Raw genomic sequence first — 16142 nt, 5'->3', positions numbered from 1 at the left:
CTGTCGGCCAGTCTGCGAAGCCATGCCAATTGTGCCCACAGTCCACCGATCTGCACGACACGCCAGAGAGGGGGAAGGTTGTACGCATCAGCGTCCCAGGCGTCCGCGGACCATCCCGACCATGGCGTTGAGTTCTTCGATGCGCATCTTCTTGGCGGCGACGAGGAACACCGCCGCCAGGGAGATGCCGCCGGCCACCAGGGCGGTGAGGGAACCGAGGGCCCCGTTGCCGATGAAGTGCAGGACGGCGAAGGCGACGGCCCCGGCCACCGCGGCGGCTGGGACGCAGGCGCCGATGAGCCGGGTGTAGGTGCGCATCACGTGCGCCCCGTCGAGGTCGCCGCCGAGGCGGGTGCGCAGTCGGCGCCAGGCGACACCGACGCCCACGGCGTAGCCGAGGCCGTAGGCGGCGGCCATGCCGACGACGGCCCAGCGGGCGGGGAGCACGAAGAACGCGACGGCTGACATGCTCGCGTTGACGGCGGCCACGATGACCGTGTTGTAGAAGGGCGTCCGGGTGTCCTCGTAGGCGTAGAAGCCGCGCAGGACCACGTACTGGACGGAGTAGGGGATCAGTCCGAGGCCGAAGGCCATCAGGATGAAACCGATGTTCTGGGCGCTCTGGGAACCGGAACCGGCGTAGAGCAGGCCGGCCATGGGGACGCCGAGGGCGAGGAACGCGAAGGCGCAGGGCACGATCGCGACGGCCGAGGTGCGCAGTCCGTAGGAGATGTCGTCGCGGACGGCGGCGGCGTCGCCGTCGTGGGCCGACCGGGAGATGCGCGGCAGGACGGCGGTCATGACGGAGACGGTGATGATGGCCTGCGGCATCTGCCAGAGCAGCAGGGCGTAGTTGTAGCCGGTGATGCCGGTACCGCCGTGGCCCTGCTTGTCGGCCACCTCGCCCGCCCAGGTGGCGAGCTGGGTGACGACGATGAGGCCGAGCTGGTTGGCGAGGACGAAGAAGAACGTCCACTTGGCCAGGCCGGCGGCCTTGCCGAGGCCGTGGCCCTTCCAGTCGAAGCGCAGGCGCGGCCTGAAGCCGGCGTCGCGCAGGTACGGAAGCATCGCCAGGGACTGGACGACGAGGCCGAGCAGGGTGCCCAGGCCCAGCAGCCGGACGCCCTCGGGGGTGATGCCGGCCTCGGTGACGCCCGTGGTGGTGAAGCCGCCGAAGGCCCAGATGAAGGCGCCGAAGGTGGCGATGACGACGATGTTGTTGAGGACCGGGGTCCACATCATCGCGCCGAACCGGCCGCGGGCGTTGAGGATCTGACCGAGGACCACGTGCACACCCATGAAGAACATGGTGGGCAGGCAGTAGTGGGCGAAGGCGACGGCGACGTCCAGCCGTGCCGGGTCGTCGGCGATCTTCTGCGACATCATGCCGATGAACAGCGGTGCGGCGAGCACACAGACCACGGTGACGGCGCCCAGCAGGACCATGACGAGCGTCAGCAGGCGGTTGGCGTAGGCCTCTCCCCCGTCCTCGTCGTTCTTCATCGCGCGTACCAACTGCGGGATGAAGACGGCGTTGAGGGCGCCGCCGCCGACCAGGACGTAGATCATCGTCGGCAGGGTGTTGGCGACCTGGTAGCTGTCGTTGAGGGTGGCGACGCCGATGGCTCCGGCGATCACCAGGGTCCGCATGAAGCCGGTGATGCGGGAGACGATGGTGCCGGCGGCCATCAGGGCGCTGGACTTGAGCAGGCTGGAGGCGCGTCCGGCGGGCTTGCTCGGTGCCGGGGCGGCCACGGGGGCGTCCTCGGCGGAGGTGTGCGGCGCCGCGTCCTGGTCCCGGTACAGGTGGGCGAAGGCGTCGGGGCGGGGGTCCTGGTCGGTGGCCTTGGTCACGAGGGAGTCCACGCCGACGAACTGCGTGGTCGTCGCGTGGTCGCCGTAGGGCAGGTGCCGGGAGGGGCCGTCCGGCTCGGGCGGCGGAGTCTGGGCCCACACCCGGGGGTCCGGGGCGTAGGAGGGGGTCGGCGGGGCCGCGTAGAGCGGACCGGGCTCCTGGAAGGTGCCGGGCGGTGGCGGCGGGTGCGAGGCACGGTCGTACAGGACTTCCGCAACCGGGTCCTGGGCGGACAGGTCCTGCGCCCGGTACGGGTCGTAGGCGTAGGCGTCCTGGACATAGGGGTCGTGGTCCGGCGCTTGCGCGGGCGCGGGAACCTGTCCCGGCACCGGGGCGCCGGGGGCAGTGCCCTGGGAGGGCGCGGGCCCGCCAGTGCCCTGCGCACGGTCACCTTCGTACGGCGCGTTCATCGAAACCCCACCTCATCGTCCCCAGGCCGACCGGCCACGGCATCGCTCAACGGTCCACTGTCTCACCCGTGCCGGACGGGTCCGCGCTTTGCGGTCCGGTGTCCGGGGACTCGTCACTCTGCTGCGTGTTCTCCTCGGCGGCGGCGCGTGCCGCTACACGCTTGCGGCTGGCGTACATCTTGATGCCGGCCAGCACGAGGAGGAGGACACCGCCCGCGATGACGAGCATGACGGTCGGGGTCACCTCGGTGGCTTCGACGGTGAACTTGCGGGCCTTACCGTAGGGCACGCCGTCGATGGTGAAGAGCTGAGCCGTCACCTCGACCGGGCCGCTCGCGGTGGCGATGGCCGGGAACTTCACGGTCTGGCTGTGCCCGCCCTGGATCGCGACTTCCTGCTGGGCCTCACCGCTGTCGCCGAACATCAGCCGGGTCGGGTTGGCGGACCGCAGCCGCAGGACCAGGTTGTGGGTGTCCTGGACGAGGCTGTTCTGGACGGTGACCGGGATGGTCGCGCTGTGTCCGGAGAGCGTCGCGTCGGACTTAGGGATGATCTTGACCTTCTCGGTGAGCCGGATCAGGTACTCCTGCACCTGGTCCCGGTACTCCCGCGCCGCGTCGGGGCGGGCGCGCCACGAGGAGGACATCTCCCGGTTGGTGGTGTTGCCGAAGGGGATCTTGACCCGGTCGGGCGCGGTCAGGATCACCTTGAAGTGGTCGAGGGTGGTCTCGGTGGTGCGGATCTTCTCGAAGGCGGAGACGGGCAGTTCCTGCTTGCTCAGTGCCTCGGGGTACTGGCCGGCCCCGGGGACCTGGGTGGCCGCGCGCGGGTCGGGCGTCGCGGCGGCCGCCGCCTCCAGGTCCACGGCCTGGCTCCACCGGCCCGACTGCAGACCCCGGATGGCGGCGGCCATCGTCTGCGCCTGGCTGGCGCTGGGCATCCGCTGCGGGGCGACGACGAAGCTGCGCTGGTTGTCGGTGTCCTGCAGGTTCAGCGCGAGGGTATGGGCGAGGAACTGCTGCACCGCGAGGGTGGAGTTCCCGGAGCGGAGCATGTCGCCCCGGAAGGCGGTGGAGAGGTCGGCGTCGGCGACGACGGCCGTGGTGCCCGCACCGATGGGCCGAGCGGCCGACGGGGTGTAGCCCAGGGCGCCGGTCTCCTGGAGGCTGTCGCTGCGGGTGAGGACCTTGTGGGCGCCGGCCGATGTCGCGACGTTCACGATCGAAGGGTCGATCGCCCCGTCCACGGGCCAGGAGAAGTCGGTGCTCGCGGGGACGTGCAGAACCGTCTCGACGGCATCCCTCGCCTTGTCGGTGGCGGGCCGCAGCTGTCCCAGGGTGCCGGAGACGTCCTTGCCGCGGTGGGCGAGCGAGGCGAGGTCCGGGTCTGCGAAGGGCAGTGCGACGACCTTCTTGCCCTGGACGGCGCCTTCCAGCGCGCTGAGCCACCGTTCGGCGACGGCCTTGTTCTTGCCCGGGACGGTCCGGCCGTCGGGGGTGCGGACCCGGTAGCCCTTGGTCATAGCGTCGACGGTGTAGAGCAGATCCGGGTCGATGACCCAGGTGATGGGCAGGTCCTTACCGAGGGCGACCATCTGTTCCAGACGCCCGCCCGGCTTCAGCTCGTCGGCGAGACCGTCGTCGAGGAAGACGGGGGTCTGCAGCTCGTCCGAGCCGGTCTCCGAGGTCAGGTGCGTCGTGGAGATCAACGGCCAGACGTACGACAGCTGGGAACGCTTGGCGGCGGCCTCCGGCTGCCAGGGCAGGAAGGTCCGCTTGATGCCGAGGACCTGCTCGTACTGGCGGCTCTCGGTCTCTCCGGACAAGGAGACGCCGAGCTGGTAGACGCCGTCCTCGTCCAGGTCCAGCTTGTTCACCGGCACCTTGAGGGTGAAGGGCTGGCTGACCTTGGAGGGCAGCGAATCGATCTTCACGGCGAACTCGGCGCCGACCTCTGCAGGGTCGGCACCCGCCCGGAACGCGCCGCGGTCCGCGGCTTCGTCGATGGAGCTGCGGTCCCCCAGCACCGGCCCGACCCGCAGACCCACGTGCGCGTCGGTGATCTTCTCGGAGCTGTTGTTGATCACGGTGCCCGTGATGGTGAGGGTGTCGCCCTTGACCGGGGCGCTCGGCGCCATGCCGTCGAGCTGGACGTCGACGGCGGCGGCCGCCGTGTCGGCGGCCTGGGCTTCGGGAGCGTGCGAGTAGACCAGGCCGGCGAGTACGGGCGTCCCTGCGAGCAGGACGACCGCGCGCCGCAGCCAGCGTCGCCGGGCAGGAGCGGGCGCCCCCTGGATGTCTGCCGCCTCGGCCAACGCGCTCGCCCGTCCCTCGGAGTGTCAGTGGTCGTCGTTTGTGCGTCCACGCATGGTAACGAGGCCCGCTGTGCGCGAGTGCCGCGCCTTGCTCCACATGATCGGGTCCGCCCCGGAGCGGCCGTGGGCCGGGGTGGCCGCAAAACACGGGCGCTGCGGGCGGGCCGGGCACGTACCCTTTTCTGTTGTGCCGAACGCCAACGAAGACAACCCCAGTGTCCTGAATCACGGGCAGGCCCGCGCGGTGAGTGAACTGCTGCGCATCGCCCCTGTCGCCGACGAGCTCGGCCGCCGTTTCCAGGAGGCGGGTTTCCGGCTCGCCCTGGTCGGCGGGTCCGTCCGCGACGCGCTGCTCGGGCGCCTCGGCAACGACCTCGACTTCACCACCGACGCCCGCCCCGAGGACGTCCTGAAGATCGTCAGGCCGTGGGCCGACTCGGTCTGGGACGTCGGCATCGCCTTCGGCACGGTCGGTGCCCAGAAGGACGCCCGCGTCGGAGACGCTGACAGAAGCTTCCAGATCGAGGTGACCACGTACCGCTCGGAGTCCTACGACAGGACCTCGCGCAAGCCGGAGGTCTCCTACGGCGACTCCATCGAGGAAGACCTCGTCCGCCGCGACTTCACGGTGAACGCGATGGCCGTCGCTCTCCCCGAGAAGGAGTTCGTGGACCCGCACGGCGGTCTGGAGGACCTCCGGGCGGGTGTGCTGCGCACCCCGGGCACCGCCGAGGACTCCTTCTCCGACGACCCGCTGCGGATGCTGCGGGCGGCACGGTTCGCCGCCCAGCTCGACTTCGAGGTCGCTCCGGACGTGGTGAGGGCGATGACGGAGATGTCCGGCCGCATCGAGATCGTCTCGGCCGAGCGGGTCCAGGGCGAGCTGAACAAGCTCCTGCTCTCCGCGCACCCGCGCAAGGGCCTGGGCCTCCTCGTGGACACGGGGCTGGCCGAGCACGTGCTGCCGGAGCTGCCGGCGCTGCGCCTGGAGAGCGATGAGCACCACCGGCACAAGGACGTCTACGACCACTCGCTGATCGTGCTGGAGCAGGCGATCGCACTGGAGGAGGACGGCCCGGACCTGGTGCTGCGGCTCGCGGCCCTGCTGCACGACATCGGTAAGCCCCGGACCCGCCGGTTCGAGAGCGACGGACGGGTCTCCTTCCACCACCACGAGATGGTGGGCGCGAAGATGACCAAGAAACGCATGACGGCGCTCAAGTACTCCAACGACATGATCAAGGACGTGGCCCGGCTGGTGGAGCTGCACCTGCGCTTCCACGGCTACGGGGACGGGGAGTGGACCGACTCGGCCGTGCGGCGCTACGTACGCGACGCCGGTCCGCTGCTGGACCGTCTGCACAAGCTGACCCGTTCCGACTGCACCACGCGCAACAAGCGCAAGGCGAACGCGCTCTCCCGCACCTACGACGGGCTGGAGGAACGCATCGCCCAGCTGCAGGAGAGGGAGGAGCTGGATGCGATCCGGCCCGACCTCGACGGCAACGAGATCATGAGGGTCCTCGACGTGGGCCCCGGGCCGGTGATCGGCAAGGCCTACGCGTTCCTGCTGGAACTGCGGCTGGAGAACGGCCCCATGGAGCACGACGCGGCGGTCGCCGCGCTCAAGGAGTGGTGGGCCGCACAGGACTGAGGGACTGAGGGCCTGAGGGAGCCCCGATGTTTCACGTGAAACATCGGGGCGGAGCGGTGGTCAGGGCGATGTTTCACGTGAAACATCGCCCTGACGCATGAGGAGCGCCGCGGTCGCGGCGTACAGCGTCGCCACCCCGAGGATCAGGGGGACGGAGTGCCCGTCGAGGGGGAGCACGAGCGCGGCCACCCCGGCGGCGCCGACGAAGGCCGCGTTGAAGAGCACGTCGTAGACCGAGAAGACGCGGCCGCGAAAGGCGTCGTCCATCTGGGACTGCACGACGGTGTCGGTGGAGATCTTGGCCCCCTGGGTGGCCAGGCCCAGCACGAAGGCTGCTGCCAGCATCGGCCCGGGGGCGAAGAACAGGCCGAGCGCCGGCACCAGCACCGCGGCCCCCGCGGCGCACAGGGTGATGGAGCCGAGCGGGCCCAGTCGGCCCACCAGCCAGGGAGTGACGACGGCGGCCGCGAAGAACCCGGCCCCGGACACGCCGACCGTGACGCCCAGCAGCGCGAGCCCCTCGGCCTCGTTGTCCGACCAGGCGTAGCGGCAGAGCATGAGCAGCGTGACGAACAGGGCGCCGTAGCAGAACCGCATGACGGTCATGGCGGTGAGCGCCCGGGCCGCCTCGCGCCGGGAGGCCAGGTGCCGCAGTCCCTCGGCGAGGCCCCGCACGGTGAGGGCGATCCCCTGGACGACCGTCGGGTTGATCCGGCCGGGAGGGTGGTCGGGCCCGAGCACGTCCAGGGCCAGGTGCAGGGAGGCCAGGGCCGCACAGAGGTAGAGGCCGGCTCCGAGGAGCACGACCAGGGCGTCGGACTCGTCGGCCATGAGCCGGACGAGGAAGGCCAGACCCCCGCCGGCGACCGCGGCGAGCGTTCCCGCGGTGGGTGAGAGGGCGTTCGCGGTGACTAGCTGGCCAGGTGCGACGACCCGGGGCAGGGAGGCGGCCAGCCCGGCCAGGACGAAGCGGTTGACCGCGGTCACGGACAGCGCCGAGGCGTAGAACAGCCAGTCGGGAACCTGCGCGACGATCAGCATGCCGGTGACGCAGGCGAGGAAGGCCCGCAGCAGGTTCCCGTAGAGGAAGACCTGGCGGCGGCGCCAGCGGTCCAGCAGGACTCCCGCGAAGGGGCCGACCACCGAATAGGGCAGCAGGAGCACCGCCATGGCCGAGGCGATGGCCGCGGGTGAGGCCTGCTTCTCCGGGGAGAAGACGACATAGGCGGCCAGCGCGACCTGGTAGACCCCGTCGGCGGCCTGGGACAGCAGCCGGACGGCGAGCAGGTTGCGGAAGTCCCGCAGACGCAGGAGTACGCGCAGATCACGTACGACAGCCATGAGGGAAAGGGTCACACACGCGGAGGGTCCCCGGGCATATTGCCCGGGGACCCTCCGCGGAAGAACTGCCGAAGTCCAGGTGTCCTTGCGGACGCCGGGGTTCGACTAGCGCTCGACCTCGCCCTTGATGAACTTCTCGACGTTCGCGTAGGCCTCGTCGTCGAAGTACTGCACCGGCGGGGACTTCATGAAGTAGCTGGAAGCCGACAGGATCGGGCCACCGATACCGCGGTCCTTGGCGATCTTCGCGGCGCGCAGGGCGTCGATGATGACACCGGCGGAGTTCGGGGAGTCCCAGACCTCGAGCTTGTACTCGAGGTTCAGCGGAACGTCACCGAAGGCGCGGCCTTCGAGGCGGACGTAGGCCCACTTGCGGTCGTCGAGCCACGCCACGTAGTCGGACGGGCCGATGTGGACGTTCTTCTCGCCGAGCTCGCGGTCGGGGATCTGCGAGGTGACGGCCTGAGTCTTGGAGATCTTCTTCGACTCGAGGCGGTCGCGCTCCAGCATGTTCTTGAAGTCCATGTTGCCGCCGACGTTGAGCTGCATGGTGCGCTCAAGACGGACACCGCGGTCCTCGAACAGCTTCGCCATCACGCGGTGCGTGATGGTGGCGCCGACCTGCGACTTGATGTCGTCGCCGACGATCGGGACACCGGCCTCGGTGAACTTGTCGGCCCACTCCTTGGTGCCGGCGATGAAGACCGGGAGGGCGTTGACGAAGGCGACCTTGGCGTCGATGGCGCACTGGGCGTAGAACTTCGCCGCAGCCTCGGAACCGACCGGCAGGTAGCAGATCAGGACGTCGACCTGACGGTCCAGAAGGGTCTGGACGATGTCGACCGGGGTCTCGGCCGACTCCTCGATCGTCTCGCGGTAGTACTTGCCCAGGCCGTCCAGGGTGTGGCCGCGCTGAACGGTCACGCCCGCACTCGGGACGTCGCAGATCTTGATGGTGTTGTTCTCGCTGGCGCCGATGGCGTCCGAAAGGTCGAGGCCGACCTTCTTCGCGTCGACGTCGAACGCGGCGACGAACTCGATGTCGCTCACGTGGTAGTCGCCGAACTGGACGTGCATCAGACCGGGGACCTTGGCCGCCGGGTCGGCGTCCTTGTAGTACTCGACGCCCTGCACCAGCGAGGCGGCGCAGTTGCCTACGCCGACGATGGCTACGCGAACCGAACCCATTCCGGTTGCTCCCTGTTTGTTCTCGGACGAGGCCTGCGAGATGCAGACCTCACTTTGCAGTTTCGTCGGACGGACCGGGTCGTCTCTGATCCCGTCCCGCCCGCTCACTCTCGATGAGCTCGTTCAGCCAGCGCACTTCGCGCTCCACGGATTCCATGCCGTGGCGTTGCAGCTCGAGCGTGTAGTCGTCGAGCCGCTCGCGTGTGCGAGCCAGCGAGGCGCTCATCTTCTCCAGGCGCTCCTCAAGGCGGCTGCGACGGCCCTCCAGTACCCGCATGCGTACGTCTCGTTCGGTCTGGCCGAAGAAGGCGAAGCGGGCGGCGAAGGACTCGTCCTCCCAGGCATCGGGGCCCGTGTGGGAGAGGAGCTCCTCGAAGTGCTCCTTACCTGCTGCCGTCAACCGGTAGACGATCTTGGCGCGGCGCCCTGCGAGTGAAGCGGCGAGAGCGTCTTCCGGGGCATTGCCCGGTTCTTCGATCAACCAGCCGTTGGTGACGAGCGTCTTGAGGCAGGGGTAGAGCGTCCCGTAGCTGAACGCTCTGAACACCCCCAGCGAGGTGTTGAGCCGCTTGCGCAGCTCGTAACCGTGCATGGGGGATTCGCGAAGCAGGCCGAGAACAGCGAACTCAAGAATGCCTGAGCGCCTGCTCATCCGCTTGCCCTTCCCCTACCCCGGAGTCTTTATGTCGAGCTGATGTATCGACTCGATACATCCAGACGATAGAACGGGTAGCCCTCCGCTACAAGTGGTGACACGGTGACCGGCGTCACATCCCCGATTTGGGCGAGGCAAGTTGCCTGATTTGGGGTGAACTTCGGCACTGATTGGCTTTTGGGCGTGCGTAGTCTGTGCGGCAAGACACCGGGGGGACCGGAACTCACCTGCCGCTTCCAGGCCACTCGCCTGCCCGAGGAGTAGTCGTTCGATGAGCGAGCACCGCCGCAAACCGCAACAGCCCCAGAGCGGTGGCCGCGCCGCCGCCCGTAGGGCTGCCCAGCAGCGCCCGTCCAGGGGCGCCGGGCGAGACGTCCCCACCGCGTCACCCAGCGGGTCGTACGGGCAGCAGCCGGGTCACGGCAGCCGGGCGGACGCCAGGAGAGCCGTCGGCCGCGCTCCGGCAGGACGGGGCCGGGGCGCCATCGCGGCCGCGGGCGCCGGCCGTCCCAAGCGGTTCATCAACTACCCGCGCGGGGAAAAGGTCGGCTGGAAGCGCTTCGTCCCCTCGTGGAAGCTCGTCAGCGGCACGGCCCTGGGCTTCTTCGCGATCATCACGGCGGGCGCCGGCATCGGTATCGCTTCGGTGGACACCCCCGATGTGAACAAGACGGCCAAGGCGCAGAACAACGTCTTCTACTGGGCCGACGGCTCCCAGATGGTCGCGACGGGCGGCTCCGTCAACCGCCAGATCGTCCCCATCGACAAGATCCCCCGGTCCATGCAGAACGCCGTGATCGCGGCGGAGAACGAGTCTTTCGAGTCGGACAAGGGCGTCGACCCGATGGGCATCGCCCGCGCCGTGTGGAACATGGCCAAGGGCGGCTCCACCCAGGGCGGCTCCACGATCACCCAGCAGTACGTGAAGAACCAGTACCTGGACTCGGACCAGACGCTCAAGCGAAAGGTCACGGAGCTCTTCATCTCGATAAAGCTGGGTGTCAGCGAGGAGAAGAACGTGATCCTCGCCGGCTATCTGAACACCGCCTACTACGGCCGCGACGCCTACGGGATCCAGGCGGCCGCGCGCGCCTACTTCGGCAAGGACTGCAACGAGCTCACCCCCTCCGAGAGCGCCTTCCTGGCGGCCGTTCTCAAGGGCCCGAACCTCTACAACCCCGACGGCGGCATCGGCGCCGCGGCCACGCCCGAACTGAACACCAAGCGGGCCCAGGACCGCTGGGCCTGGGTCCTGAACCGCGAGGTCAAGGTCGGGCGCATGCAGCAGGCCGAGCGGGAGAAGTACACGACCTTCCCCACCTTCGTCGAATCCGCTCAGGCCGCCGGTATGACGGGGCAGATCGGCTACCTGGTCGACACCGCCAACCTGTACCTGTCGAAGAGCAAGGGCATCAAGGCCGAGGACCTGGCCAAGGGCGGATACCAGATCCACACCACCTTCAGAAAAGAGAAGGTGGACGCGCTGGTCAAGGCCGTCGAGAACACCCGCGACGGGGTGCTCGACGAGAAGAAGCGGCCCAAGACCGACACCTTCGTGCAGTTCGGCGCGGCCTCGGTCGACGTGAAGACCGGAGCCCTCGTCGCCCTGTACGGCGGTCCCGGCATCGACAAGAAGCACTTCAACAACAACGCCAACACCTCCGGTGTCCAGGTTGGCTCGACCTGGAAGCCGTTCGTGCTGGCGGCGGCCATGGAGTACGGCACCCAGAACTCCAAGGGCAAGGGGATCTCGGCCGACAGCAAGTACCAGGCGAACGACCTCACGGTGATCAACAACCGTTCGGGCGAGCCGTTGCGTGACGGGTCCGGCAGGCCGTTCCGGCAGAAGAACGAGAGCCCGACCGCCTACGGCTACGTGACCCTGAACGAGGCGATGGAGAAGTCCATCAACGTTCCCTTCGCCCAGCTCATTTTCGACGTCGGCCACGACAAGGTGAAGCAGGTCGCCGAGGCGACCGGCATCCTGCCGGACTCCTTCGACCCGAACGACAACGCCTCCTTCGCCCTAGGCACCTCGACCCCCAGCGCCATCCGGATGGCCAACTCGTACGCCACCTTCGCCGCCTCCGGCGTCCACCACGAGCAGTACTCGGTGACCAGCGTCCAGAAGTCGGGCAAGGAGCTGCCGAACTTCGGTCCTCCCAAGGGCAAGCGGGCCATGGACGACTCGATCGCGGACAACATCACCAAGGTCCTGGAGAACGTCGTCCAGAACGGCACCGGTACGAAGGCCAAGAAGCTCGGCCGGCCGGCCGCGGGCAAGACCGGTACCACCGACGAGAACATGTCGGCCTGGTTCGTCGGCTACACCCCCGAGCTGTCCACCTCGGTGGCGCTGTTCCGCTCGGACCCGAGCGCGAAGAAGAAGCAACTGATCTCGATGGAGGGCGTGGCGGGCATTCCCTCCCTCCACGGTGGTGACATCCCGGCCGAGATCTGGACGAAGTACATGAAGGAGGCGCTGGACGGCGTCCCGAAGGTGAAGTTCCCGGAGGCCGAGGACATCGGCATCGTCGCGGACGCCGCCGGCGCCCCTTCGCCCTCGCCCTCCCCCTCCCCGTCGCCGTCCCCCTCTCCGTCCCCGTCGAACTCGCCCTCCCCGAGCCCGTCCCCCAGCCCGAGCCCGTCGCGCGGCGGCAAGCCGACCTGCAAGCCGTGGACCATCTGCAACCCGGACCCCAGCCCCAGCTCCTCGCGGTCACCCTCGCCCTCGCCCAGCAAGTCGGGCGGCGGCCGGCCGGGCGGCGCGACGAACGGCGGGAGCGGAGGCTTCCCGATAGGGGGCTCCACGGGCGGCTGACCGGGCCGCCCCACACGGCAGAGGAGGGCCGTCGCACCGAGTGCGGCGGCCCTCTCGCACGCTGTCCATGGGAGACGGCGGCGCCGTACGGCAGGATGTGCGCATGACGAAGGTGCACGAGGACAGCCCCGTACTGCCCACCCAGCAGGACGAGGTGGCCGCCGCGGGGAGCGAGCTCATCGGCGGCCCGCTGGGCCGCTACGCCCGGCTGGGCGGCCATTGGCTGAACCCCGTACGGGTCGTGGTTCTCGTGACGCTGGGGATGTTCGCACTCGGCATGGTGCAGAAGCTGCCCTGCTACAACTGGGCGTGGTTCCGCGGGGCGGGCTCCCAGTACACCCACGCCTGCTACTCGGACATCCCGCACCTCTTCGTCGTACGCGGCTTCGCCGACGGCCTCGTCCCGTACTTCGACCGGATCCCCGGCGACATGCAGTTCCTGGAGTACCCCGTGCTCACCGGGCTCTTCATGAAGGTCGCCTCCTGGATGACCCCGGGCAGCGGCTCCATGCAGCACCGCGAGCAGATGTACTGGATGGTCAACGCGGGCATGCTGATGGTCTGCGCGGCCGTGATCGCGGTGTGCGTGGCCCGTACCCACCGCCGACGGCCTTGGGACGCACTGCTCTTCGCCCTCGCGCCCGGTTTCGCGCTGACCGCGACCATCAACTGGGACCTGATGGCCATCGCCCTGACCGCCGCCGCGATGCTCATGTGGTCGCGGAGCCGGCCGCTGGCCTTCGGTGTTCTGCTCGGCCTGGCCACCGCGGCCAAGTTCTATCCCCTGCTGCTGCTCGGGGCCGTGTTCGTGCTCTGCTGGCGGGCCGGGAAGTGGCGTGCCTTCGGCCCGGCGGTTGGCGGCACCGTGGCCTCCTGGCTCGTGGTGAACCTGCCCGTCATGCTCTTCGCCTGGGAGGGCTGGCAGAAGTTCTACACCTTCAGCCAGGAGCGGCCGATCGACTTCGGATCCGTGTGGCTGCTGATCTCCCAGCGCTCGGGGAACCCGCTCGAAGATGCCAACACCTACGCGACGGGCCTGACGCTGCTGCTGTGCGCGGCCATCGGCCTGCTCACGCTCACCGCGCCCCGCCGCCCCCGCTTCGCCCAGCTGGCCTTCCTGCTGGTGGCCGCCTTCATCCTGGTCAACAAGGTCTACTCGCCCCAGTACGTGCTGTGGCTCATCCCGCTCGCCGCACTGGCCCGGCCGCGCTGGCGGGACATCCTGATCTGGCAGACCGGCGAGGTCATCTACTTCATGGGCATCTGGTTCTACCTCGCCTACACGACCAGCGGCGACAAGCACCAGGGCCTGCCGCTGGAGGGCTACCAGCTGTCGATCGCGGCCCACCTGCTGTGCACGCTCTACCTGTGCGCGGTGGTCGTACGCGACATCCTGCTGCCCGACCGGGACGTGGTGCGGCGCGACGGCTCGGACGACCCCTCGGGGGGCGTCCTGGACGGCGCGGAGGACGTCTTCACGTTCTCGCAGACGACGAAGGCGCCGCGGGAAGCGGCGCCTTCGGAGGGCCAGCGGGTCGACTGGGGCGTACGCCCCGGGGAGTGACTCAGGCGTCGAGCACCCGGTCGAACTGCGTGGTGGTGTGGCGCAGGTGCGCCACCAGCTCTTCGCCGACCTTCGGCTCGGGTGAGTCCGACGGCACGAACAGGATCGACACCTGCATGTGCGGCGGCTCGGCGAACCAGCGCTGCTTGCCCGCCCACACGAACGGCGACAGGTTCCGGTTGACGGTGGCGAGTCCGGCGCGGGCGACGCCCTTGGCGCGCGGCATCACCCCGTGCAGGGCCTTGGGGGCCTCCAGGCCGACTCCGTGCGAGGTGCCGCCGGCGACGACGACCAGCCAGCCGTCGGAGGCGGCCTTCTGCTGCCGGTAGCCGAACCGGTCGCCCTTGGCGACGCGGGTGACGTCGAGCACCGCGCCGCGGTACTCGGTCGCCTCGTGGTCGCCCAGCCACAGCCGGGTACCGATGCGGGCCCGGAAGCGCGTCTGCGGGAACTGCTGCTGCAGCCGCGCCAGCTCCGAGGCCTTCAGGTGGCTGACGAACATCGTGTGCAGCGGCAGCCGGGCCGCGCGCAGCCGGTCCATCCAGCCGATGACCTCCTCGACGGCGTCCGAGCCGTCCGGGCGGTCCAGCGGCAGGTGCAGGGCGAAGCCCTCCAGCCGGACGTCCTCGATCGCCGAGTGCAGCTGGCCGAGCTCCTGCTCGGAGATGCCGTGCCGGCGCATCGAGCTCATGCACTCGATGACCACGCGGGCGCCGACCAGCCCGCGCACCCCGTCCAGCGAGGACACCGAGCGGATGACCCGGTCCGGCAGCGGCACCGGCTCCTCGCCGCGCCGGAACGGCGTGAGGACGAGCAGGTCACCCCCGAACCAGTCCTTGATGCTGGCGGCCTCGTACGTGGTGCCGACCGCGAGGACGTCGGCGCCCATCCGGGTCGCCTCCTCGCAGAGCCGCTCGTGACCGAAGCCGTAGCCGTTGCCCTTGCAGACGGGGATCATCCCCGGGAACTGGTCCTGGATCTGCTTCTGGTGCGCACGCCAGCGCGCGGTGTCGACGTAGAGCGTGAGCGCCATGCCCGTCCGGAGCCTCTCTCGAAAAGCTGCGTGGTGCAGCGGTGCGGTGTGTGTGGATGGGGCGGGGTCAGCGACGCGACATGTAGATGTCGAGCGCCTTGTGGAGCAGCTTGTTGAGCGGGAAGTCCCACTCGCCGACGTACTCGACGGCCTCGCCGCCCGTGCCGACCTTGAACTGGATCAGCCCGAACAAGTGGTCGTTCTCGTCCAGGGTGTCACTGATGCCGCGCAGGTCGTAGACGCTTGCGCCGAGCGCGTAGGAGTCGCGCAGCATGCGCCACTGCATCGCGTTCGACGGACGGACCTCGCGCTTGTGGTTGGCGGAGGCGCCGTACGAATACCAGACGTGCTGGCCGACGGTGAGCATCGTGGCGGCTGCCAGCGGCTCCCCCTCGTGCGTGGCGATGTACAGCCGCATCCGGTTGGGGTCCTCGGAGTTGAGGGCCGTCCACTGGCGCTGGAAGTAGCTGAGCGGGCGCGGGCGGAACTTGTCGCGCTCGGCCGTGACCTCGTACAGCTTCTGCCAGGTCGGCAGGTCGTCGTAGCCGCCCTGGACTACCTCGACTCCGGCCTTCTCGGCCTTCTTGATGTTGCGGCGCCACAGCTGGTTGAAGCCCTTGAGGACGTCGTCCAGCGAGCGGTTGGCGAGGGGGACCTGGAAGACGTACCGGGGCTGGACGTCGCCGAAGCCGGCGCCGCCGTCCTCGGCCTGCTGCCAGCCCATACGGCGCAGCTTGTCGGAGACCTCGAAGGCGCGGGGCTCGATGACGGAGGCCTCCACGTCGCGCAGGCGCTTGACCTCCGGGTCCTGGATACCGGCCTTGATGGCGGTCGAGTTCCAGCGGCGGATGACGACGGGCGGGCCCATCTTCACGGTGAAGGCGCCCTGCTGCTTGAGGTGCGCCAGCATCGGCTGGAGCCACTCCTCGAGGTTGGGGGCGTACCAGTTGATGACGGGGCCCTCGGGGAGGTACGCGAGGTACCTCTTGACCTTGGGCAGCTGTCGGTACAACACGAGTGCGGCGCCGACGAGTTCGCCGGACTGGTCGAACCATCCGAGGTTCTCGGAACGCCACTCGTTCTTCACGTCGGCCCACGCCGGGACCTGGCAGTGGCTAGCCGAGGGCAGGCTCTGGAGGTAGCCCAGGTGTTGCTCTCGGCTGATGGTCCTCAGGGACAGGCTCATGCGGGGCGTCTCCTCGGCGGCTTCGCTGGCTATGGCGCGAAGCCTACTGCGACGGGGGCGCCACCCATCTGGGGGACAGGCCGTGCCTGGGCCGGTGGGAGGCCGGCGCCCCGTCGCGGAG

General features: G+C 69.2%; 10 protein-coding genes. 3 read left to right on the top strand and 7 right to left on the bottom strand.

Annotated elements, in window-relative coordinates; genetic code table 11:
• Nucleotides 1-87: 87 nt before the first annotated feature.
• Nucleotides 88-2265, bottom strand: a complete 2178-nt coding sequence (gene murJ / locus OG435_RS23035) for a murein biosynthesis integral membrane protein MurJ (RefSeq protein ID WP_266879271.1) — start codon at nt 2263-2265, stop codon at nt 88-90.
• A 46-nt stretch (nt 2266-2311) separates the two neighbouring features.
• On the bottom strand, nt 2312-4579 hold the full coding sequence (locus OG435_RS23030; protein ID WP_266879269.1) for a DUF6049 family protein: 2268 nt from the start codon (nt 4577-4579) through the stop codon (nt 2312-2314).
• 187 nt (nt 4580-4766) lie between these two features.
• On the opposite strand from OG435_RS23030, the gene OG435_RS23025 reads away from it, so the two are divergent.
• Complete coding sequence (locus OG435_RS23025; protein ID WP_266879267.1) at nt 4767-6233, top strand: CCA tRNA nucleotidyltransferase; 1467 nt, start codon at nt 4767-4769, stop codon at nt 6231-6233.
• A gap of 60 nt (nt 6234-6293) precedes the next feature.
• Here the strand turns inward: OG435_RS23025 and OG435_RS23020 are convergent, their stop codons facing one another.
• From OG435_RS23020 to OG435_RS23010, 3 genes are all read right to left on the bottom strand, one after another.
• On the bottom strand, nt 6294-7574 hold the full coding sequence (locus tag OG435_RS23020) for an MFS transporter (RefSeq protein ID WP_266879265.1): 1281 nt from the start codon (nt 7572-7574) through the stop codon (nt 6294-6296).
• 105 nt (nt 7575-7679) lie between these two features.
• Nucleotides 7680-8762 (bottom strand): inositol-3-phosphate synthase, encoded by a 1083-nt coding sequence (locus tag OG435_RS23015; RefSeq protein WP_250738618.1) that lies wholly within the window; start codon nt 8760-8762, stop codon nt 7680-7682.
• Nucleotides 8763-8811: 49 nt separating this feature from the next.
• On the bottom strand, nt 8812-9414 hold the full coding sequence (locus tag OG435_RS23010) for a PadR family transcriptional regulator (RefSeq protein WP_250738617.1): 603 nt from the start codon (nt 9412-9414) through the stop codon (nt 8812-8814).
• Nucleotides 9415-9688: 274 nt separating this feature from the next.
• Between OG435_RS23010 and OG435_RS23005 the strand changes: the two genes are divergently transcribed.
• Nucleotides 9689-12238 (top strand): transglycosylase domain-containing protein, encoded by a 2550-nt coding sequence (locus OG435_RS23005; protein ID WP_266879262.1) that lies wholly within the window; start codon nt 9689-9691, stop codon nt 12236-12238.
• Nucleotides 12239-12341: 103 nt separating this feature from the next.
• Complete coding sequence (locus tag OG435_RS23000; RefSeq protein WP_266879260.1) at nt 12342-13802, top strand: glycosyltransferase family 87 protein; 1461 nt, start codon at nt 12342-12344, stop codon at nt 13800-13802.
• Nucleotide 13803: 1 nt separating this feature from the next.
• On the opposite strand, the gene OG435_RS22995 is transcribed toward OG435_RS23000, so the two are convergent.
• Together OG435_RS22995 and OG435_RS22990 are read right to left on the bottom strand one after the other, a co-directional pair.
• Complete coding sequence (locus OG435_RS22995) at nt 13804-14835, bottom strand: alanine racemase (RefSeq protein ID WP_266879258.1); 1032 nt, start codon at nt 14833-14835, stop codon at nt 13804-13806.
• Nucleotides 14836-14902: 67 nt separating this feature from the next.
• Nucleotides 14903-16021, bottom strand: a complete 1119-nt coding sequence (locus tag OG435_RS22990; RefSeq protein WP_266879257.1) for a lipid II:glycine glycyltransferase FemX — start codon at nt 16019-16021, stop codon at nt 14903-14905.
• Nucleotides 16022-16142: the final 121 nt, after the last annotated feature.

This window comes from Streptomyces sp. NBC_01264, assembly GCF_026340675.1.
GTDB lineage: Bacteria > Actinomycetota > Actinomycetes > Streptomycetales > Streptomycetaceae > Streptomyces.
This window is presented reverse-complemented; position numbering and strand designations above follow the sequence as displayed.

Excerpts from the sequence above, each read along its gene's own strand:
- OG435_RS22990 (WP_266879257.1), bottom strand. The coding sequence starts at position 16,021 with ATGAGCCTGTCCCTGAGGACCATCAGCCGAGAGCAACACCTGGGCTAC.
- OG435_RS23000 (WP_266879260.1), top strand. The coding sequence starts at position 12,342 with ATGACGAAGGTGCACGAGGACAGCCCCGTACTGCCCACCCAGCAGGAC.
- murJ (WP_266879271.1), bottom strand. The coding sequence starts at position 2,265 with ATGAACGCGCCGTACGAAGGTGACCGTGCGCAGGGCACTGGCGGGCCC.
- OG435_RS22995 (WP_266879258.1), bottom strand. The coding sequence starts at position 14,835 with ATGGCGCTCACGCTCTACGTCGACACCGCGCGCTGGCGTGCGCACCAG.
- OG435_RS23010 (WP_250738617.1), bottom strand. The coding sequence starts at position 9,414 with ATGAGCAGGCGCTCAGGCATTCTTGAGTTCGCTGTTCTCGGCCTGCTT.
- OG435_RS23015 (WP_250738618.1), bottom strand. The coding sequence starts at position 8,762 with ATGGGTTCGGTTCGCGTAGCCATCGTCGGCGTAGGCAACTGCGCCGCC.
- OG435_RS23005 (WP_266879262.1), top strand. The coding sequence starts at position 9,689 with ATGAGCGAGCACCGCCGCAAACCGCAACAGCCCCAGAGCGGTGGCCGC.
- OG435_RS23020 (WP_266879265.1), bottom strand. The coding sequence starts at position 7,574 with ATGGCTGTCGTACGTGATCTGCGCGTACTCCTGCGTCTGCGGGACTTC.